Annotated in this window: 6 protein-coding genes; 5 read left to right on the top strand and 1 reads right to left on the bottom strand. The window is 64.9% G+C overall.

From position 1 onward, the window contains the following. Positions 1-14 precede the first annotated feature (14 nt). Together AC3IR9_RS05450 and AC3IR9_RS05445 are read left to right on the top strand one after the other, a co-directional pair. Positions 15-9,800 carry a non-ribosomal peptide synthetase gene (locus tag AC3IR9_RS05450; protein ID WP_489294551.1) on the top strand — a complete coding sequence of 3,262 codons (9,786 nt, stop codon included), beginning with the start codon at positions 15-17 and terminating at the stop codon, positions 9,798-9,800. Beyond that, positions 9,797-15,133, top strand: a complete 5,337-nt coding sequence (locus tag AC3IR9_RS05445; protein ID WP_489294549.1) for a MupA/Atu3671 family FMN-dependent luciferase-like monooxygenase — start codon at positions 9,797-9,799, stop codon at positions 15,131-15,133. The genes AC3IR9_RS05450 and AC3IR9_RS05445 overlap by 4 nt, the downstream gene beginning before the upstream one ends. Before the next feature lie 57 nt (positions 15,134-15,190). Here AC3IR9_RS05445 and AC3IR9_RS05440 read toward each other — a convergent pair whose 3' ends face one another. Continuing rightward, positions 15,191-16,561 carry a hypothetical protein gene (locus AC3IR9_RS05440; RefSeq protein WP_489294548.1) on the bottom strand — a complete coding sequence of 457 codons (1,371 nt, stop codon included), beginning with the start codon at positions 16,559-16,561 and terminating at the stop codon, positions 15,191-15,193. Between the two features lie 309 nt (positions 16,562-16,870). Here AC3IR9_RS05440 and AC3IR9_RS05435 point away from each other — a divergent pair, with 309 nt between their 5' ends. The 3 genes from AC3IR9_RS05435 to AC3IR9_RS05425 are packed head-to-tail and all read left to right on the top strand — an operon-like array spanning position 16,871 to position 21,893. Next, positions 16,871-19,333, top strand: a complete 2,463-nt coding sequence (locus tag AC3IR9_RS05435) for a penicillin acylase family protein (protein ID WP_489294547.1) — start codon at positions 16,871-16,873, stop codon at positions 19,331-19,333. After that, positions 19,330-21,084: a cyclic peptide export ABC transporter gene (locus AC3IR9_RS05430; RefSeq protein ID WP_489294545.1), complete on the top strand. Its 1,755-nt coding sequence runs from the start codon at positions 19,330-19,332 to the stop codon at positions 21,082-21,084. Before AC3IR9_RS05435 ends, AC3IR9_RS05430 begins: the two co-directional genes overlap by 4 nt. After that, positions 21,081-21,893, top strand: a complete 813-nt coding sequence (locus AC3IR9_RS05425) for a 4'-phosphopantetheinyl transferase family protein (protein WP_489294543.1) — start codon at positions 21,081-21,083, stop codon at positions 21,891-21,893. Before AC3IR9_RS05430 ends, AC3IR9_RS05425 begins: the two co-directional genes overlap by 4 nt.

The raw sequence follows: 21,893 nt of genomic DNA, 5'->3' as shown, positions 1-21,893 counted from the left end.
GAAGGGAATCCGCAATGTCAATCACTGAAAAGCTCAGGAAGCTGACCCTCTCCGAGCTGGCCGAGTTGCGAAACCGCGGTTCGGACAGCTCCAGCCGTCTGCCATCCATTGACCTGGTGCCGCGCGAGGCCGGTTCGCTTGGACAGCTGTCCTTCGCGCAGCAACGCCTCTGGTTGCTGGCGCAGATGCAGGGCGCAAGTGATGCCTATACGATTCCCTTGACCCTAGAGCTGCGTGGCCAACTTGACGTTGCAGCGCTGCGGGGCGCGCTGGACGCGCTGGTCGCGCGCCATGAGTCGCTGCGCACGTCGTTCGTGACGGTGGACGGCTCGCCGGCGCAGCGGGCAGAGCCCGCCAATGTGGGCTTCCCATTCGCCGTGGAGGATCTGCGCAACGTGGCCGATGCGGAGGCGGCCCTGCCAGGCATCCTTGCAGGTGAAGCCGCTCGGTCCTTCGATCTTGGCCGGGGCCCGCTGGTGCATGCACGCCTGTTCCAGCTCGCTTCCGAGCATCATGTGCTGGCACTCAACATGCATCACATCGTCTCCGATGGCTGGTCGGGTACGGTACTGCTGCGTGAACTGCAAGTACTTTACGCCGCACGCCTGCATGCGCAGGAGCCAGAGCTCTCGCCCCTCCCCCTCCAGTACGCTGACTATGCGGCCTGGCAGCGGCGCTGTCTTTCGCAGGAGGCGCTGGTGGAGCAGGCCCAATACTGGCGCAGCCAGCTGGCCGATGCGCCGGCGTTGCTGGAACTGCCCACCGATCGCCGCCGCCCCCCGGCGCAGGACTTCGCCGGTGATAGCGTGGCGCTGAACATCGACGCCCACCTGACCTCGCAACTAAAGGCGCTGAGCCAACGCTGTGGTGTCACCCTTTACATGACGGTGCTGTCGGCCTGGTCGGTGCTGCTGTCGCGGCTCTCCGGTCACTCCGACCTGGTGATCGGCACGCCCACCGTGAACCGCCCGCGGCGTGAACTCGAGGCGTTGATCGGCTTCTTCGTCAACACCCTGGCGCTGCGGATCGATACCTCCGGCCCACTGGACGTGGAGGGCCTGCTGCACCGCGTACGCGAGGTGACACTGTCGGCGCAGCGGCACCAGGATCTTCCGTTTGAACAGATTGTCGAGATCGTGCAGCCGGCGCGCAGCGTCGCCCACTCGCCGATCTTCCAGGTCATGCTGTCCTGGCAGGACATGCAGCAGACCGAGCTTGCACTGGCCGATCTGGCGGTACGTCCACTGGATGGTTCGCCGCCGTACGCCAAGTTCGACCTCACGTTGAACCTGGGCGAGGGCCCCCAGGGCCTGGTCGGTTCGCTCAACTATGCCACTGCACTGTTCGACCGCAGCACCGTGGAGCGTTTCGGTACCTATCTGCAGACCCTTCTGTCGGCGATGGTGGAGGACAGCACCCGACAGATCGACGCACTGTCGCTGCTGCCCGCGGAAGAGCGGCATAGGATCCTGGTGGACTGGAACGCCACGGCGGCCCCCTATCCGGCCAAACGCTGCATCCATGAGCTTTTCGAGGCACGCGCGACCGAGGCCCCGGATGCCACGGCGTTGCGTTTCGAGGAACATGAACTCAGCTACGGGGAGCTCAACGCTCAGGCCAACCGCCTGGCACGGCACCTGCGCGAGCAAGGCGTGGCGCCTGGCGTGCAGGTGGCGATCTGTGTGGAACGGTCGCCGGAAATGGTGGTCGGGCTGATGGCGATCCTCAAGGCCGGCGGTGCCTACGTTCCGCTGGATGCGAGTTACCCGGCCGACCGTCTGGCGTCGATGCTGGCCGACGCCAGCCCGCAGGTGGCGCTGGTGCATGCGGCCACCGCCGCGAAGCTGCAGACGGCGCTGGAAACCCTGTCCAGTACACCGGTGGTCATCGACCTGCAAGCCGATGCGCCGCGGTGGGCCGATCAGGACGCGGGCAATCTGTCGGCTGCCCTGCTCGGTCTGGGCAGCCGCGACCTGGCCTACGTGATCTACACCTCCGGTTCCACCGGCAAGCCCAAGGGCATCAAGGTCGCCCATGCGCCAGTCATCAACCTGATCCACTGGGTCAACCGCACCTACCAGGTTGACCACCGCGATTGCCTGCTGTTCATCACGTCGATCAGCTTTGACCTGTCGGTCTATGACATCTTCGGCATCCTCGCCGCCGGTGCCACCATCCAGATGGCCAGCAGCGCACAGCTGGCCGATCCTCAACGCCTGGCCGAGGCGGTGCTCGACCCGCGTGTCACCTTCTGGGATTCGGCTCCTGCCGCGCTGCAGCTGTTGGTGCCGTTCCTGGAGCAGATCCCGCAGCAGAATCCCTCGCTGCGCCTGATCTTCAACAGTGGCGACTGGATTCCGCTGTCGCTGCCCGGTGCGGTGGCCACCTCGTTCCCGAACGTGCGCTTCATCGCACTTGGCGGCGCCACCGAGGCCACGATCTGGTCCAACCATTTCGAGGTCCACCAGGTCAGCCGCGACTGGCGCAGCATTCCCTATGGTCGGCCCATCCAGAATGCCCGTTACTATGTTCTGGATGCGCACCTGCAGCCGGTTCCGGTCGGGGTCATCGGTAACCTCTACATTGCCGGCCCTTGCCTGGCCGAGGGCTACACCGATCCGCAGCTGACCGCCGAGCGCTTCATCACCTCGCCGTGGCCGGATATTCCCGGGCCGCTCTACTGCACCGGCGACCTGGCGCGCTTCTTCCCCAGTGGCGACATCGAGTTCATCGGTCGCAACGACTTCCAGGTGAAGGTACGCGGCTTCCGCATCGAGCTGGGCGAGATCGAAGCCCAGCTGCTGGACGTCCCGGGCATCCGCGATGCGATTGCCATGGTCCGCGAGGACGTGCCCGGTGATCGGCGCCTGGTGGCGTACTACACCACCGCCCCCGGTGTGGAGGTATCCACCGAACAACTGCTTGCGTACCTGGCCGGCAAGCTGCCGGACTACATGGTTCCGGCCGCGTATGTGAAGCTGGACACGATGCCGGTGACCTCCAACGGCAAGCAGGACCGCAAGGCGCTGCCGGCCCCTGATGGCGAGGCCTACCTGAGCCGGCCCTATGCGGCACCGGAAGGTGAGATCGAAACCGCGCTGGCACGTATCTGGGCCGAGGTCCTGGGCGTGGAACAGGTCGGGCGCCATGACAACTTCTTCGAGCTTGGTGGCCACTCGCTGCTGGCGGTGCGCATGTTGTCGCTGGTGCGGGAGCGCTTCGCGGCGGAGGTCAGCTTGGCCACCGTGTTTAGCGATCCTTCGGTCGCCCGTTTCGCGGAGACGGTGGCGCGCGCGCAGCAGCCCAGTCTACCGGCCATCGCCGCAGTCCAGCACACGCAGGGGGCCGACATCCCCCTTTCCTCCAACCAGCAGCGGCTATGGTTCCTCACCCAGTTGCAGGGCGCGAGCGCGGCCTACAACATGCCGTCCGCGCTGGAACTGCGTGGCCCGCTGGATGTAGCGGCGCTGCGTCGGTCGCTCGATGCGCTAGTGGCACGCCATGCTTCGTTGCGCACCGCGTTCGTGGCGGTGAATGGCGCGCCGATCCAGCAGGTTGACGCGGTCGGAGACGCGTTCCCGTTCGCGTTCGACGATCTCAGCGATGCGCCGGAGAGCGCGTCGATCCTTCCGGTGCTGCTCGAGTTTGAAGCGACCACCCCCTTCGACCTGAGCCAGAGCCCGCTGGCTCGCGCGCGGTTGATCAGGCTTGCGGCACAGCACCACGTGCTGGCCCTGAACATGCACCACATCGTCTCCGATGCCTGGTCGATCACGGTGCTGATACGCGAGCTGCAGGCGCTGTACGCCGGCTTCCTCGAGGACAGGCACGCCGCGCTCCCCGCGCTGCCGATCCAGTACGCTGACTATGCGCTCTGGCAGCGGCAGTGGCTGTCCCATGAAGCTCTGGCCGCCCAGGCCGACTACTGGCGCAACCGGTTGTCGGGTGCGCCGGCAGTGCTTGAATTGCCGGGGGATCGTCCGCGACCCACCGTCCAGGATTTCGCAGGCGATTCCGTGCCGATGGTGATCGATGCGGCCCTGACGGCGCGCCTGAAGGCGCTGAGCCAGCAGAACGGCGTGACCTTGTACATGACGATCCTGTCGGCCTGGTCGGTGCTGCTATCGCGCCTGTCGGGACAATCAGACCTGGTCATCGGCACGCCCACAGCGAACCGTCCGCGGCTGGAGCTGGAGGGACTGATCGGCTTCTTCGTAAACACGCTGGCACTGCGCATCGATACCTCCGGCTCACCGAGCGTGGCGGAACTGCTTCAGCGTGTCCGCTCGGCTGCGCTGGGGGCCCAGCAGCACCAGGACCTGCCGTTCGAGCAGATCGTGGAGATCCTGCGCCCCACCCGCAGCCTGTCCCACTCGCCTGTCTTCCAGGCCATGGTGTCCTGGCAGGACATGGAGCATGCCGACCTGTCGCTGGCCGCACTTGCGGTGCAGCCACTGCAGACGGCCGCACCGTTTGCCAAGTTCGACCTGACGCTGAATCTTGGCGAGCACGACGATGCGCTGCAGGGCTCGCTGAACTACGCCACGGCCCTGTTCGACCGCAGCACCATCGAGCGTTTTGCCGGCTACCTGCAGACGATCCTGTCGGCCATGGTGGAGAACAGCGTGCAGCGGGTGGATGCCCTGCCGCTGTTACCGCGGGAGGAGCGGCAGACGCTGCTGGTGGACTGGAATGCAACCGCAAAGCCGTTCCCGGCGCAGCGCTGCGTCCATGAGCTGTTCGAGGCGCAGGTGGAGCAGCGGCCGGAGGCCACGGCGGTGCGCCAGGACGACCGCAGTGTCAGCTACCGCACGCTCAACGCACAGGCCAACCGCCTGGCCAGGCACCTGCGTGAACAGGGCGTCGGCCCTGGCGTTCCGGTGGCCATCTGCATGGATCGGTCCCCGGAAATGATGGTCGGGCTGATGGCCATCCTCAAGGCGGGCGGTGCCTATGTGCCGCTGGACCCTTCCTATCCGGCCGACCGCCTGGCGTTCATGCTCGCCGATATCGCCGCCCCGTTGGCCCTGACCCATGCCAGCGCACAGGACTCGCTGCAGGCGGCCCTCGCCGAGCTGGCACTGGCGCCGGCAGTGATCGATCTGCTGGCCGATGTGGACGCTTGGAGTGCGCAGGACGCCACCAATCTGGGACCGGCACCGATCACGCTGAACAGTCGCGATGTGGCCTACATCATCTACACCTCCGGGTCCACGGGCGTGCCGAAGGGGGTGCTGATCGAGCATCATTCCCTGGTCAACCGCCTGGTCTGGATGCAGAACACCTACGGCTTCGGTCCTGACAGCCGCATCCTGCAGAAGACCCCGATCACATTCGACGTGTCGGTCTGGGAGCTGTTCGGCCCGCTGATCGCGGGGGCTTGCCTGGTGCTGGCGCGCCCGCACGGGCACAAGGATCCCAGCTACCTGATCGCACTGATCAAAGAGCAGCGGATCTCCATCGTGCACTTCGTTCCGTCGATGCTGCAGGCATTCATCGACACCGAAGGCAGCAGTGGGTGCACCTCGCTGGAGCACGTGTTCTGCAGCGGCGAGGCGCTTCCGTCAACGCTGGCGCGCCGCTGCCTGGAACGGCTGGAATCCACACAGCTGCACAACCTGTACGGGCCCACCGAAGCGACCGTGGACGTGACCTCATGGACCTGCCCCAGGCCCTTCGACGAGGACCAGCAGGTCGCCATTGGCAAGCCGATCGACAACGTCCGTACCTACATTCTCGACCCCTCCGGGGAACCCACGCCCATCGGTGCGGTAGGCGAACTGCATCTGGCAGGTACCTGCCTTGCCCGCGGCTATCACAACCGTCCCGAACTGACCCGCGACAGGTTCATCACCCGCCCGCTCGTAGCCGGCGAACGGATGTACCGGACGGGAGACCTCGCCCGCTACCGTGCCAATGGAGACATCGAGTACATCGGCCGCAACGATTTCCAGGTGAAGCTGCGCGGCTTCCGTATCGAGTTGGGGGAGATCGAAGCCCAGCTGGCCAGCTTTACCGGCGTACGCGAGGCGGTGGTGCTGGTGCGTGAAGATTCTCCCGGGGACAAGCGTCTAGTCGCGTACTACACCACCGGCGGCGCTGCCACACCGTCCCACGAAGGTCTGTCGGCGCGGCTCGGGGCGGTACTGCCCGACTATATGGTGCCCGCCGCTTACATCGCCCTGGAGGCGATGCCCCTCACCGACAATGGCAAGCTGGACCGGACCGCGCTTCCGGCACCGGATCGTCAGACCTACCTGAGCAAGCCCTATGAAGCGCCGGTCGGTGACATCGAAGTCGCGCTGGCTGGTATCTGGACCGAGGTGCTGGGTATCGGCACTATCGGCCGCCACGACAACTTCTTCGAGCTGGGTGGCCATTCGCTGCTGGCAGTGCGCATGCTTGAGCGGATGAAGCAGTCCAATCTGCATGCCAACGTGCTGACCGTGTTCAAGGCGCCGGTACTGATGCAGCTTGCCCAGGTGCTGCAGGAGGAGACCGGCGGTTCGCATGACGCTCTGCCGCCGGCGGTTCCGGCAGGCACCGAGCGGATCACGCCGGACATGGTGCCCCTGGCGGGGCTCGGCCAGGAGGATATCGACCATATCGCCGCAAGCGTTGCCGGTGGCATGGCCAACATCCAGGACATCTACCCGCTCACCCACCTTCAGGAGGGCATCCTCTTCCATCACCTGATGGCGACGCAGAGCGATCCCTACCTGATGTGGAGCCTGGTGCGGTTTGGCGAGCGGCACGCGCTTGACGCCTACATCGCCGCGCTGCAGACGGTGGTCGTGCGCCACGATATATGCAGGACAGCCGTGGTCTGGGAAGGCTTGGTCAGCCCTGTGCAGGTGGTATGGCGCGATGCGCCGCTGCAGGTCGAAATCCTGGAATTCGACGCGGCCGCCGGCGACGTGGCGAGCCAGCTGCTCGACCATGTGGATCCGCGCCATTACCGGCTCGACCTGCGGACGGCACCGCTAACCCGCATCTATGCCGCGCGCGATAGCACCAGCAACCAGTGGCTGGTGCTTCGCCTGGTCCATCATCTCATCGACGATGTCACCACCGCGCAGCTGTTAAACAATGAAGTCATGACGCTGCTGCACGGCAATGGAGCCTCGCTTCCCGCGCCGTTGCCATTCAAGCATGTGGTTGCACGGGCGCGGCATGAGCGCGGCAACGTCGAGGATGAGGCGTTTTTCCGGACCATGCTGGGCGGGGTTAGCGAGCCGACAGCACCGTTCAACCTGCTCAATGTGCACGGCGATGGCACCCAAGTGGTCGAGGCCCGACACCGCTTGCCTGCCAGCCTGTCGCAGCAGATCCGGCGCAGATCAAAACAGCTCGGTGTTAGCGCGGCCAGCCTATTCCACGTGGCATGGGCCCAGGTCGTGGCACGCACCGCCGGTCGTGCCGATGCGGTGTTCGGCACGGTGCTGTTCGGCCGCATGTCTCTCAATGAATCGGCTGATCGCGTGTTCGGGCCCTTCATCAATACGCTGCCCATCCTGATCGGGGTCGAGGGTGTGCGGGCATCCGAGGGCGTCCGTCAGGCCCATCAGCGGCTTACGGAGCTGATGTCACATGAGCATGCTTCGCTGGCACTGGCCCAGCGCTGCAGCGGCGTCGCCGCGCCCGCCCCACTGTTCACTGCCATTCTCAATTACCGGCATGCCATCAACGAAGGCCAGGATGCCAGCGGTACCAACACGCTGGCCGATGTGGAGGAGCTGGTCAGTGAAGAGCGCACCAACTATCCGCTGGTGCTCAATGTCGATGATATCGAGGACGACTTCCTGACGACGGTCCAGGTCATGCCTGCGGTGGACCCCCACCTCGTGGCCGCCATGGTGCGCACCGCACTCGAATCGCTGATCCATGCGCTGGATCAGGACCCTGAAAGCGAATTGCAGACCCTGAGCATGCTGCCCGCAGAAGAGCGGCACAGGATCCTGGTGGACTGGAACGCCACGGCGGCCCCCTATCCGGCCAAACGCTGCATCCATGAGCTTTTCGAGGCACGCGCGACCGAGGCCCCGGATGCCACGGCGTTGCGTTTCGAGGAACATGAACTCAGCTACGGGGAGCTCAACGCTCAGGCCAACCGCCTGGCACGGCACCTGCGCGAGCAAGGCGTGGCGCCTGGCGTGCAGGTGGCGATCTGTGTGGAACGGTCGCCGGAAATGGTGGTCGGGCTGATGGCGATCCTCAAGGCCGGCGGTGCCTACGTTCCGCTGGATGCGAGTTACCCGGCCGACCGTCTGGCGTCGATGCTGGCCGACGCCAGCCCGCAGGTGGCGCTGGTGCATGCGGCCACCGCCGCGAAGCTGCAGACGGCGCTGGAAACCCTGTCCAGTACACCGGTGGTCATCGACCTGCAAGCCGATGCGCCGCGGTGGGCCGATCAGGACGCGGGCAATCTGTCGGCTGCCCTGCTCGGTCTGGGCAGCCGCGACCTGGCCTACGTGATCTACACCTCCGGTTCCACCGGCAAGCCCAAGGGCATCAAGGTCGCCCATGCGCCAGTCATCAACCTGATCCACTGGGTCAACCGCACCTACCAGGTTGACCACCGCGATTGCCTGCTGTTCATCACGTCGATCAGCTTTGACCTGTCGGTCTATGACATCTTCGGCATCCTCGCCGCCGGTGCCACCATCCAGATGGCCAGCAGCGCACAGCTGGCCGATCCTCAACGCCTGGCCGAGGCGGTGCTCGACCCGCGTGTCACCTTCTGGGATTCGGCTCCTGCCGCGCTGCAGCTGTTGGTGCCGTTCCTGGAGCAGATCCCGCAGCAGAATCCCTCGCTGCGCCTGATCTTCAACAGTGGCGACTGGATTCCGCTGTCGCTGCCCGGTGCGGTGGCCACCTCGTTCCCGAACGTGCGCTTCATCGCACTTGGCGGCGCCACCGAGGCCACGATCTGGTCCAACCATTTCGAGGTCCACCAGGTCAGCCGCGACTGGCGCAGCATTCCCTATGGTCGGCCCATCCAGAATGCCCGTTACTATGTTCTGGATGCGCACCTGCAGCCGGTTCCGGTCGGGGTCATCGGTAACCTCTACATTGCCGGCCCTTGCCTGGCCGAGGGCTACACCGATCCGCAGCTGACCGCCGAGCGCTTCATCACCTCGCCGTGGCCGGATATTCCCGGGCCGCTCTACTGCACCGGCGACCTGGCGCGCTTCTTCCCCAGTGGCGACATCGAGTTCATCGGTCGCAACGACTTCCAGGTGAAGGTACGCGGCTTCCGCATCGAGCTGGGCGAGATCGAAGCCCAGCTGCTGGACGTCCCGGGCATCCGCGATGCGATTGCCATGGTCCGCGAGGACGTGCCCGGTGATCGGCGCCTGGTGGCGTACTACACCACCGCCCCCGGTGTGGAGGTATCCACCGAACAACTGCTTGCGTACCTGGCCGGCAAGCTGCCGGACTACATGGTTCCGGCCGCGTATGTGAAGCTGGACACGATGCCGGTGACCTCCAACGGCAAGCAGGACCGCAAGGCGCTGCCGGCCCCTGATGGCGAGGCCTACCTGAGCCGGCCCTATGCGGCACCGGAAGGTGAGATCGAAACCGCGCTGGCACGTATCTGGGCCGAGGTCCTGGGCGTGGAACAGGTCGGGCGCCATGACAACTTCTTCGAGCTTGGCGGCCACTCGCTGCTGGCGGTGCGGGTGCTGGAGCACATGCGCCGGTCCAATCTGCAGACTGATATCCGCACGATGTTCACGACGCCGGTGCTAGCCGATGTTGCCGCCAATACCCAGGAATATGGAGAAATCGTGCTATGAGCCTCGCTCCTCTTCGTGCGCTCCTGCAGCAGCGGCAAGCGTCAATCCGGCTGGTGGACGGCAAGCTTTCATTGCGTGGTCCGGGCGCGGCGCTCAAGGATCAGGCGCTGATCGAGCTGATCAAGTCCCACCGCGATCAGCTCCTCGAGCAGCTCGGTGCTGGTGAATCCTTCAATTATGAAGCGCAAGAGGCCGAAGCGATTCCCGCCAACCTGCTGGCGCCGGGCACGGAGCGGATCACGCCCGAACTGCTGCCGCTGCTGCAGATCGGGCAGGAGGAGATCGATCAGATCGTCGTGTCGGTCGAGGGTGGCGCCGGGGCAATCCAGGACATCTATCCGCTGACCCCGCTGCAGGAGGGCATGCTCTTTCATTACATGATGGCCGACAAGGGCGACCCCTACCTGATCTGGAGCATCTATGCCGTGGAGGACCGCGCCACGCTGGATGCGTACGTGACCACATTCAACCAGGTCATCGCACGCCACGATATCCTGCGCACGTGCCTGCGCTGGGAGCACCTGAGGGACCCGGTGCAGGTCGTCCTGCGGGAGGCGAAAGTGCAGGTCGAGGACGTGGAACTGGACCCGGCCGACGGCGATATCGTCGAGCAGATGAAGGCGCGCTTCAATCCGACCCACTACCGCCTGGACCTACGCGTGTCGCCGCTGGTCAAGCTGCTGGTCGCTCGGGATGCAACGCGCGACCGGCTGATTGTCATGCAGCTGATGCATCACCTGACCACCGATCGGACCACCGGTGACGTGGTGACCTCGGAGATCATCGCGCTCATGACCGGGCAGGCGCATACCCTGCCCAAGCCCGTCCCTTACCGCAACTTCGTTGCCCACGTGAAGTCGAGCCAGGGCAACGGGCAGCCCAACGCGTTCTTCGAGCAGCTGCTCGCCGGGGTGGACCGGACCACCGCACCGTTCGGCCTGCTCAATGTCCATCGCGACGGCTCGGGCATTCTCGAGCGCAGCATCGTGCTCGATCAGGACGTCGCCTCCCGTCTGTCGCGGCTTGCCCGCATCGAAGGCGTCAGCACCACCAGCCTCCTGCATGTGGCCTGGGGGCACGTTCTTGCCAAGGTATGTGGCACGGATGCCCCGGTGTTCGGCACGGTCATGTTCGGTCGATTGAAGGCCGGCGGCAGCAACGAACGCATCCTGGGCGTATCCATCAATACGCTGCCCGTCATCGTGCATGCAGATCGGCCGGTCATCGAGTGCGTGCGTGACATGCAGCGCCTCCTGGCCGAGCTGCTGCACCACGAACACGCACCGCTCACCGTTACCCAGAAGGCCGCAGGCCTTCCCAGCGGTGTTCCGCTGTTCACCTCGGTGGTCAATTATCGCCACAGCGGTAGCCGCGACCGACCGCTGCTGGACGCGCCGGTTGTTCCGGAAGCAAAGATCAGCTTCCTAGAACAGCACGAAGGCAACAATTACCCGCTCACCCTGTCAGTGGACGAGTATCAGACGGCGCTCAAGCTGTCGATCCAGGCGGCGCGCGGCATCGATCCTGAGCAGGTGCTGTCGCTGACCCGTAACGCCTTGATGGGCATCATCGAGGCGCTGGAAACGGCTCAATCGCGGGCCCTGAAAGACATTCCGGTCCTGAATGACGAGGACGAACGCCAGTTGTTGAATGACTGGCAGGGTGCGCCGCTGTCCGAGGCTGACACGGCCGGGACGATGCACCGCTACGTGGACCAGACCATTGCTCAGCATCCCGAGCGGTTGGCGATCCGCGCGGGTGGGGCCACCATGACCTACCTGGAGCTTGGCCGGCGCGTGGACGACCTTGCCGGCCGCCTTCAGGCGGCCGGGGTCCGCAGGCACGGCGTCGTCGGGGTCCACCTGCCCCGCTCGATCGAGCAGGTCGTGGCCCTGCTGGCCGTATTCAAGTCCGGTGGCATCTACCTGCCCCTGGATCCGGATTACCCGGCCGAGCGCCTCGACTACATGGCCCGCGACAGCGGCTGCACGGTGCTGGTGACCTGCTCGAACCACGTTGGGCACCTCAGCCTGCCGGTGACCACCACCGTGCTGGTGGACCACGACCCGACCCCCGCCCCACCGTGGTCCGATCCGGCCCTTGCTGCAGACGACACGGCGTACATCCTCTACACCTCTGGCTCCACCGGGCGCCCCAAGGGCGTGCCAGGCCTCCACCGCATGCTGACCAGCCGCCTGTTGCCGGAGCGTGCCCTGCGCAGCGGCGACGAGGTCTATGCGCAGAAGACCTCGATCAACTTCATCGATTCGCTCTGGGAGGTGTTCCTGCCGCTGTCCACGGGGGCCACTATCGAGGTCATCCCGCACACGGCCGTGCAGGATCCCCAGGCGCTCAGCCGGGCGCTGCACGATGCAGGGATCAGCCATGTTGTCATGGTGCCGACCCTGCTGGCGGCGCTGGTTTCGCACCTGGAAGCCGGCAATGACAGGCTGCCTGCCCTGCGCTACTGCGTATCCAGTGGTGAGCCGCTCTCCGCCGACCTGGCTGCCCGGTTCCACGCTGCGCTGCCACACGTCCAACTGGTCAACATCTACGGGACCACCGAGTTCTGGGATGCCAGCGCTCACACCTTCGCCGATGTCGATGCCGGCGAAGGTGCGGGGCAGGCCGGGCGCGGCAGACCGGTACCGATCGGACGGCCGATGCCGGGGGTGCGTGTCTACGTGCTGGACGAGCGCCAGCGCCCCGTCCCCCACGGCGTGGAAGGGGAGCTGTATGTCAGCAGCCACGGCATGGGTACCGGCTACATCGGCAATCCCGAGGTGACCGCCAGAGCGTTCCTGCCCTCCCCCTTCGTAGCGGGCGAACGGATGTACCGCACCGGTGACCGGGTGATCTGGCGGCAGGACGGTGGCCTGGAGTATCGCGGGCGAGCAGATCGCCAGATCAACAAGCATGGCTTCCGCATCGAGCCCGGCGAAATCGAGGCCACGCTGAATCGCCACCCCCAGGTGGCGGAGTCGGTGGTGGTGGCCCGCGGGGAGGACCAGCAGTTGGCGGCCTACGTCGTGCCCACCGCCGGACAGGCGGCTGAGCCAGTGCCCTTCGGGTTGTTCTATTTCTCCGACGCTGCCAGCACCTCGGGAACAGACGAGCTTGCCCTCTATATCGAAAGCGTCAAGCAGGCAGATCGACTGGGGTTCAGTGCGATATGGACGCCGGAGCGGCATTTCACCCAGGTTGGCGCGGCATTCCCGAACCCCTCGGTACTGAGTGCGGCGGCGGCCATGGTCACCACGAAGCTGCAGCTTCGCTCAGGAAGCGTGGTGCTGCCGCTGCACGATCCGCTACGGGTGGCCGAAGAATGGGCCGTGGTTGATCGCCTGTCCGGTGGTCGTGTGGCGCTCTCATTTGCATCGGGCTGGGTGCCGAATGATTTCGTGCTGGCGCCGGACAACTTCGCCCATCGTCACGAGGTGATGCTCGAGGCGATCGAGCAGGTGCGTACCCTTTGGCGGGGGGGCACCATTACCCGCAAGAACGGCGTCGGCCAATCCGTCGAAATCGCCGTGCAGCCGCGCCCGGTACAGGCCGAGCTGCCGGTGTGGGTGACGGCGGCCGGTGCGCCGCAGACCTTCGCCGACGCGGGAAGGATCGGCGCGAATGTACTGACCCACGTGCTCAACACCACGGTCGAGGGACTGGCCGAGAAGATCGCTGCGTATCGTGCGGCGCGCCTGGCGGCGGGTCATGATCCCGCGTCGGGGCGTGTGGCGGTGATGCTGCATACCTATGTGGGAGAGGATGCCGGCGAGGCGATTGCCGAGGCGCGCCCGCATCTGGAGAACTACTTCCGATCGCAGTTGATGCTGCGCAAGGATGTCGGCAAGGCGCTTGGCCTGGACGTCCAGACCGATGAGGAGCTTTCGGATGATGTCGTGCATCTGGCCGTCGATCGCTTCCTGGCCAGCAAGGCGCTGATCGGCTGCCCACAGTCATGCCAGGGTACGGTCCGCAGCCTGCTCGAGGCAGGGGTCGACGAAATTGCCTGCCTGATCGACTTCGGGATTCCTGGCGAACGCGTACAGGCGGCCCTGCCTGTCCTTGACCGCCTGCGCCGGAGTTGCACGCGAGGCGTGCGTGCGGCGGATCTGGAAGCCATGATGGCGCGCGAGCTGCCGCCGTACATGCGGCCGGCCAGCATCGTGCTGATGGACGCCCTTCCACTGACCGCCAGCGGAAAGATCGACCAGACGGCGCTGCCCGATCCAGGTGGCACGCGTGCCCGGCCTGGACGCGTCGCACCACGCAATGAGATGGAGGCCGAACTGGCCCGGATATGGGCGGAAGTGCTGCGCCACGAGAGTGTCGGCATCACCGATGGCTTCTTCGAATTGGGCGGCAATTCGGTCTCCGCCATCCGGATGATCAACCGTGCACAGAAGACGCTGGGGCTGAAGATATCGGTGCGCGAGTTGTTCGAACGACAGACCATCGAGGCGCTCGGGGTCGGTACGCCGGTGCGCCCCGCGGCCGCCGCCGTGCTCTCGAAGCTGTCGCAGGGTCACGTCGCTGCGCCCCTGTTCTGCGTGCATGGCGGTACCGGCGATGCAGCGCACTACGCGAAGCTGTGTGCGGCGGTGGGAGATGCAGCAACCGTATACGCAATCCAGTACCCGACACCCTCCAGCGATGCCGCAAACCCGGCCAGTGTCGGCGATCTGGCGCGTAGCTATATCGGGCTGATAAAGAGCGTGCAGCCGACGGGACCCTACCAGCTGTTGGGGTGGTCGTTCGGCGGTCTTACCGTATACGAGATGGCGGGGCAGCTTCGGGCTGCAGGCGAAGACGTATCCTTCCTGTGCCTGCTGGATGCACTGATCGCCAGTGGCGAGCCGCCCAGCACCCGCTGGTCTGACCGGCAGGCGTTGCTGTACATGCTCAAGGTCTATGACCTGATCGGCAATGGCGATGACCTGTCCGAACTGGAGAGGCTGGGCGATTCCGCGGAGAGCCGCGAAGCACTTCTGGCGCTGGCACTTGCGTACCTGCAGCGCCGGCACATCTATCCGGAGAGCGCGCGGGTGGAGGATCTGGACAGGCAGTTGTCGGCGATCAAGGAGGTGATCCACATGAGCATGCATTACCGGCCCGGCAGCTATGACGGCGACCTGGTCTACGTGGGTGCGCGGGATGATGACCATGACCTGGATGACATGGTGCGGCGATGGACCGGCCTAGTGAAGGGCAATATTGATCTCATCACCGTGGACATGCGGCACAACCGCATGTTCGATGATGCCCACGTCAGCCAGATCAGTGCGATTGTCGGTGAGCGCCTGCGCAAGGTCGAGAAGGTGCTGGCAGACTGATGCCCGCACCTGTACCCGCCGCACCCTGCCAACCTGGCAGTGCGGCGGGCAACGTGATCAGTCGGCAACTTCGTAAACGATGCTTTCCTCGGCGCCCTTGTCGGAGTTGATGATGCCGCCCCCGGCGCCGCGTTCCATCAGTCGCAACCAGCACCCGGAGTACTGGTCACCGAAACCATACACGCCCCACACCACGTTGAAGATGCCGAACCCGTGCTCCCCGTGCTGGCCATAGAACGGGAGCGACTGACAGAACTCCTGGACCAGCCAATTGCCACTGGAGAGCCCCCGCATGACCAGGCGGATCCAGTCCTGGGTGGACTGATACTTGCCGACGAAGACGTCATCACCTTTGCCGCCCATCGCAACCTTGATCACGAAACGATCCTTGTCGCGGAGCAAGAGGGACGGCAAGTCCTCGAGCTGGCCTTCAAACTCGACCTTGCCGGGGCGAAGCGGCGTGGCCCAGGGCAGAAATTGTTCGATGATCCTGCAGTCGTCTTCGCTGAAGGATGCATGCTTGCGATGGCGGTAAAGCAGTGCCAGCGAACGCTTGTCGGCCAGCACCCATTGCAACGCGTTGTCGCTCCAGATGATCTGCCCGGTGACGCTGGCGCGGAACAGCTCAGCCGGGGGGGCATCATGGGCCGAAACAATCGCACCCAAGCGTTCGCCAGCCAGGTACACGCCATCGGCGCGGAACACAAGTTCGGAAAGGTCGGTCCGGAAGTGGATCGCGCCGACCTCGCCATGGTCGGCAAGTGCCTGCTCGAAGATCGAGCCGATCATGCGCACGCCGTCCTGCCCGAAGAAATCTGCGTTGATGATGAAGGCGACATTGATTTTGCCATCGGCCGCATGCGCCTTCTGCTTGCGCACGGAGCGGATCAGATAGCTCATGTATCCATAGGGGATGTTCCGGGAATGGCACGCCATGCCATCGATGAACGGCTGCAGTTCGCGTTGCTTGCGGTACTGCTGGTCCATCCACTGGATCTGCCACCCACCCACGGTGAAGCCCAGGTTGAGCTCGACGATCTTCAGGCCCTTGCCGGTGAGGATGGCATCCGTTCGCTGGCAGACGTACTCGGTCTGCAGGCCGCCTGCCAGCACCATCTCACCAATGACATCGGCCAGTTTATAAAATTCACTGAATCGGCGCGTGTCGCGGTCGAATTCCAGCAGTACCGCGCGCATGACCAGCGCCGGGATGCGACTGACGCACTCTTCCAGCATGGCCCGTGTGGCCGGCGAGATGAACCACGGCCAGGAATGCAGCCCGAACTGATAATGGCGCAGCATCGGCGGCAGGTCATCATCAAGCAGGTCGAGCCTGCCAAGGCATTGCTGCTGCCCGACTGCGTATTCAATGAAACGCGCGGAGGCTGCGGAAACAGTGGCGTGATTATCTAGGATTTCCTTTTCCATGGCGCTGTCCTGGCAATATGACTTGAGGAAGGTTCATGCAACGGACCACATCCGCATGGGCCGGCAGGAGCCGATTGCCGGCATGCCACGCCGGGTATTTTGTAGCACATTTTGTTGCATGGCCTGCCTGCCCTGCGATGGGCTGCCGGAATACTGCGACGTTGTACTGCATTCTTCGCCGCTTTGATGCAGAATCCCACGCTACGAGGCCTGGACCTGACGAATGGATGTCGATCTGATCCACCGTACGTATGTTTCAACACCGTGCGCCGACGCCGCAGGCTCCCAGGTCGCCCGTTCATCATGAGGATGCCGGGCATTGCCACCCGGCATCCACTGCTTGTGCGCGTTGCGCTGTTCCTGCTGTTGCCGCTCGGGCTGGTCGCGGCCTGGTTATGGGTCGACCTGCAGCGGAGCCTCCCGGAAACCGGCGTTACCCTGCTGCAGGATGGCGTCAGCGCAGCGACGATGCTGCAACGTGACGCGCATGGTGCGGTGCACATCCACGCCACGCAGGATCTCGATGCCTACTTCGCCGTCGGCTACGCGCAGGCGCAGGATCGCCTCTGGCAGTTGCAGGTGCAGCGCTGGATGGTTCGCGGGCGGCTCAGCGAGGTGTTCGGCAGGCAGAGCATCGATTCCGACGTCTGGTTCCGTACCCTCGGCCTCTACGAATCGGCGCGGACCGCATGGCCCGCACTCAGCCCGCAGGCGCAGGCCTCGTTGACCGCTTACACCCGCGGGGTGAATGCAGCGATCGCCCGGACACCGTCCCTGCCTCCGGAGTTCCGGCTGCTTGGCGTCAAGCCCGAGCCATGGACCGAGCTGGACTCACTGGCGTGGATCAAGATGTTCGCCTTGAGCATGGGCGGCAACTTCCGCCGGGAGATTGATCGCTACGTGGCCGGGCATGCCCTGCCTACCGCACAGGCCGACGTTTTCTTTCCGGGCTATCCCCGTTACCCGCAGCAGACGCCCACAACAGCCCGCGTCCGCTCCACTGACGGGGCCCTGACCGCCCTGGCAGTCCGCCAGCAGCGCCTGCAGGAGCAGTTGCAGATGCCGCACCCGGGAACGGGCAGTAATGCGTGGGCCGTTCAGGGCCGCCTGACATCCGACGGCGGTGCGCTGCTGGCCAACGATCCCCATCTGGCATTGCAGATTCCATCACTGTGGTACGCCATCAGCGTGCGTTCGCCTGGCTTGACTGTCTCCGGCATGAGCCTCATCGGCCTGCCAGTCGTGGTGTTCGGACGCAACGAGGCCATCGCCTGGGCCGGCACGAACATGATGGCTGACACCCAGGATCTGTTCCTGGAACGTGCCGATGCGGAAGGCCGCCGCTACCAGACGCCGGCGGGCTGGGCGGCCTTTGACGTCCGCGCGGAAACCATACAGGTTCGGGCGGATTTCCCCGAGCAGCTGCGCCGGCCCTACACCGGGATATCGCTCAAGGTACGGCGTACCGGTCACGGGCCGGTTGTCAGCGACTATTTCGATGTCTTCGACAGTCCGGTCGCACTGCGCTGGACGGGGCTGGATGATGGCGATACCAGCTATGAAGCGTTTTACCGGCTGGGCTACGCACAGGACTGGACGCAGTTCAAGCGGGCGCTCGAGAAGCACGTTGCGCCCGCATTGAACATGCTCTACGCCGACCGCGCGGGCAACATCGGCTATCTGGCGGCGGGGCGCATTCCGATCCGCAGCCAGGGCGAAGGCACTGCGCCGGCGCCGGGCTGGGATGCCAGCCACGCCTGGAAGGGGTATGTACCGGTCGAGCGATGGGTGCAGCTGTACAACCCGCCAGCGGGCTATATCGTCAGCGCCAACAACCGCATGGTGGGCGTGGACTATCCCTATTTCATCTCGCACGACTGGGCCTCTCCTGCGCGCGCGATGCGGATAGAACAACTGCTGCGCCAGCAGATGGATGCGGGCCGGATGTTGAACCCGGATGACATGAAGCGGATCCAGGCAGACACCCTCGATCTCGATGCCGCGGCGCTGATGGATACGCTGCGGCAACACCTGCCACGCCAGGGCCATGCGGCCGTCGCGGCGCAGTATCTGCAGAACTGGGACGGCGATATGCGTGGGGACAGCCAGGCCGCCGCCCTGTTCCATTCGTGGATGCGGCATTTCCGCCAACGCCTGTTCCGGGAGCGGCTGCGTGGCAGCTGGGAGGCACCCCAGTCCACGGACATCGCGGTGCGGCTCGGAGAGGGGGTCAGGACGTCCCAGTTGAACCGCCTGCTGCAGGGCGACGAAGAGGGCTGGTGTGACACCAGCAATGATAATTCACTCCGTAGCTGCGCGCGCCTGCTTGCCCTCTCGCAAGAGGATGCGCTGGCTGAGCTGCACAAGCTCCGGGGTGACTGGAGCATGCGCCGCTGGCACTGGTCGACCGTACAGCAGACCGTCTATGCGCATGCGCCGTTCAGCGCCATGAAGCCCTTCAATGTGCTGTTCGAGCGTCGCGTCGGCAACGGCGGTTCCAGCGATACCGTCAACGTGGCGGCGTCGCACTTCGTGGAGGGCGAGGGCTACCGGCAGCAGTTCGGTGCGGGCTTCCGGCAGGTCATCCAGATGGGGCCGGACACGGTGGTGCAGGACTACATGATTTCCACCGGGCAGTCCGGCAATCCGCTGAGCCCGCACTACGCGGACATGGTCATCCCTTTCCACGATGGTCGCTACGTGCCACTTGACGCTTTCCTGCCGGCACCGGAATCCGCGGCAAGGAGCGCGACCGCAGAGGTCACCCCATGAAGCTGTTTTCGCAGTTCGCCACGCACGCCCCCAACCGCGTATTCGTCTCCGTGGTGCTGGGCGCGCTATCCGGCATCTGCTATGCCCTGCTGATTCCACTGGTCCTGAGCGCGATCCGCGCGGAAGATCCGCGTCTGGCACAGGTGGCGGCCCCCTTGCCGCGCTTCCTGGGGATCGAAATCGCGCATGCGCCTTTCGCCGTCGTCTTCGCGGCGATCTGCCTCATCATCCTGCTGGCGCGCACGCTGTCGCAGATCATGCTGACCCGGATCGCCATTGACGTGGCCTCCGGGTTGCGTACCCGCATGTATTCACGAATCGCCAATGCCCCCCTGCCCGCCCTGGAGCGGATTGGGCCGGCGCGGATGATCGCCGTGCTGACCACCGACGTTCCCCGCATCGTGCTGGGCGCGCGGATGATGCCCGATCTGCTGATCGATATCGTGATGCTGGTCGGCATGCTGGGCTTCCTGCTGGTGCTGAACACGCATGTGTTCCTGTACGTGATAGGTTGCATCGTATTCGGCGTTGTCACCTACCAGGTGCCGATGCTGTTGGGCAGGCGCTATTTCATACGGGCGCGCACCGGCTTCGACGGATTGCAGGAATCGATCCACGGGTTGATCCATGGCATCAAGGAGCTCAAGTTGAGCGACGCCAAACGCGGCGCGTTCTTCGACGAAGTCATCATGAAGCATGAGACTGACGTCCGAACCAATGAGAAGGCCGGCCATACGATCGTGCGTGCCGCCAGCAATTATGGCGACCTGCTCAGCTTCTTCGTCATCGGCTCGATTGTGTTCATCCTCGTCAACTATCGCACCATAACCAGCGAGGACCTGATCGGCGTGGTCATGGTGCTGCTGTATATCACTGGACCGATAGCCATCATCCTCAATGCCATTCCGCAACTGAGCATCTCGCGGGTCTCGCTCAAGCGTTTCGCCGCGCTCTTCGAGGAGATACCCGCCGAGTCGTTGTCGGCGCACCAGGAGATTGCACGCGAATGGAGCGAGCTTAGTTTCGAGCAGGTCTGTTACCAGCATGAGCGCAAGGAAGGCGGCGGCTTCCAGGTGGGCCCCTTGGACCTGACCCTGCACAAGGGCGAGATCACCTTCATCGTCGGCGGCAATGGCTCCGGCAAGTCCACGCTGAGCAAGTTGATTACCCTGCACTACCGGCCCAGCGCCGGGCGCATCTGCTTCGGTGGGCAGGAAGTCACCGATGCCAGCCTCGGCTCCCTGCGCCAGGGCATCGGCGCGATCTATTCGGATTACTACCTGTTTGATCGTGTACTGGGCCAGGATGATGCGGCCGCGGCTCCGCAGGTACAGCGACTGCTGGCCGAGCTGCGTCTGGAACACAAGATCGAATTCCGTGATGGACGCTTCTCGACCCTGTCACTGTCCGATGGCCAGCGCCGCCGCCTGGCACTGCTGGTGGCGGTCATGGAAGACAAGGAACTGTATCTTTTCGATGAGTGGGCGGCCGATCAGGATCCTGTCTTCAAGGCGGTGTTCTACCACGAGATTCTGCCGGCGTTGAAGCAGCGCAACAAGGTGATTGTGGCCATCAGTCACGATGATCGCTACTTCGATGTAGCTGACCAGATCATCACGATGGAAGAAGGTGTGATCGTGTCGGTGCGCGCGGGCCATGCGGCGGTAAACGCGGCGGTCGACAACGGCCTCGCAGTGGCCCATCCGCCCTCGCCTTCATCTGCATCCAGTGCAGCGACGGGGGGGCCTTGACCCGGATCGGCGCCCACCCACCGCCTGCTGGCGCCGATGCCATTCAGCTTCCGCAAGACGGCCTGGCAGCGCTGCTGGACGCCCTGGCCCCGGCGGCGATGCCGGCCATCTGTGCGGCATGGTGCGAGCATCCGCTGTTTTCCCGGCCCGGGGCTGGGCCGGTGTGCCTGATCCGCTTCGATGCGCAGCACTTCGATGCCGGGATGTTTGCGGCAACCGGCATCGAGAGCCCGTCACAGATCGCCCGAAGCGTGCACGCCCGTCAGGCGGAGTTCTTCTTCGGGCGGTTGGCCGCGCGGGCCGCCCTGGCCCTGCAGGGGGGGCCGGGGGCCCCGATCGCGATCGGGCCGTCGCGCCAACCGCAATGGCCCGACGGCACGACCGGCAGCATTTCCCATATCGACGGCCTGGCGGCAGCGGCGGTGTCCTCGCGCAGCGATTGCCAGGGGTTGGGGCTGGACATCGAGTCCTGCGCCAATGTGGGCCGTGATCTGCAGGCCATGCGCCTGTTGGTGGTCGACGCCACGGAGCAGGCGTACCTGGATGGCCTGCGGGGCGGCGACCAGGAGGCCGCCCTGCTTGCGCTGTGCTTTTCGGCCAAGGAAACGCTGTTCAAGGCTGCATTCGCGGCCGTGGGCCGCTACTTCGACTTCACGGCCGCGCGGGTGGTCAGGATCGATCATCGGCGTGGCATCATCGAGCTGATCATCCAGCAGACCCTGTGCAGCGACTTCCGGGCGGGTCAGTACTGCCGCATCGACTACCGCTGGCTGGATCGGGACGTACTGATGACCGGGTTCGCGTGGTAG

This window comes from Stenotrophomonas sp. GL_101 (assembly GCF_057835675.1).
The sequence above is the reverse complement of the archived record's forward strand: the minus strand, read 5'-3'. Positions and strand labels throughout refer to the sequence as shown.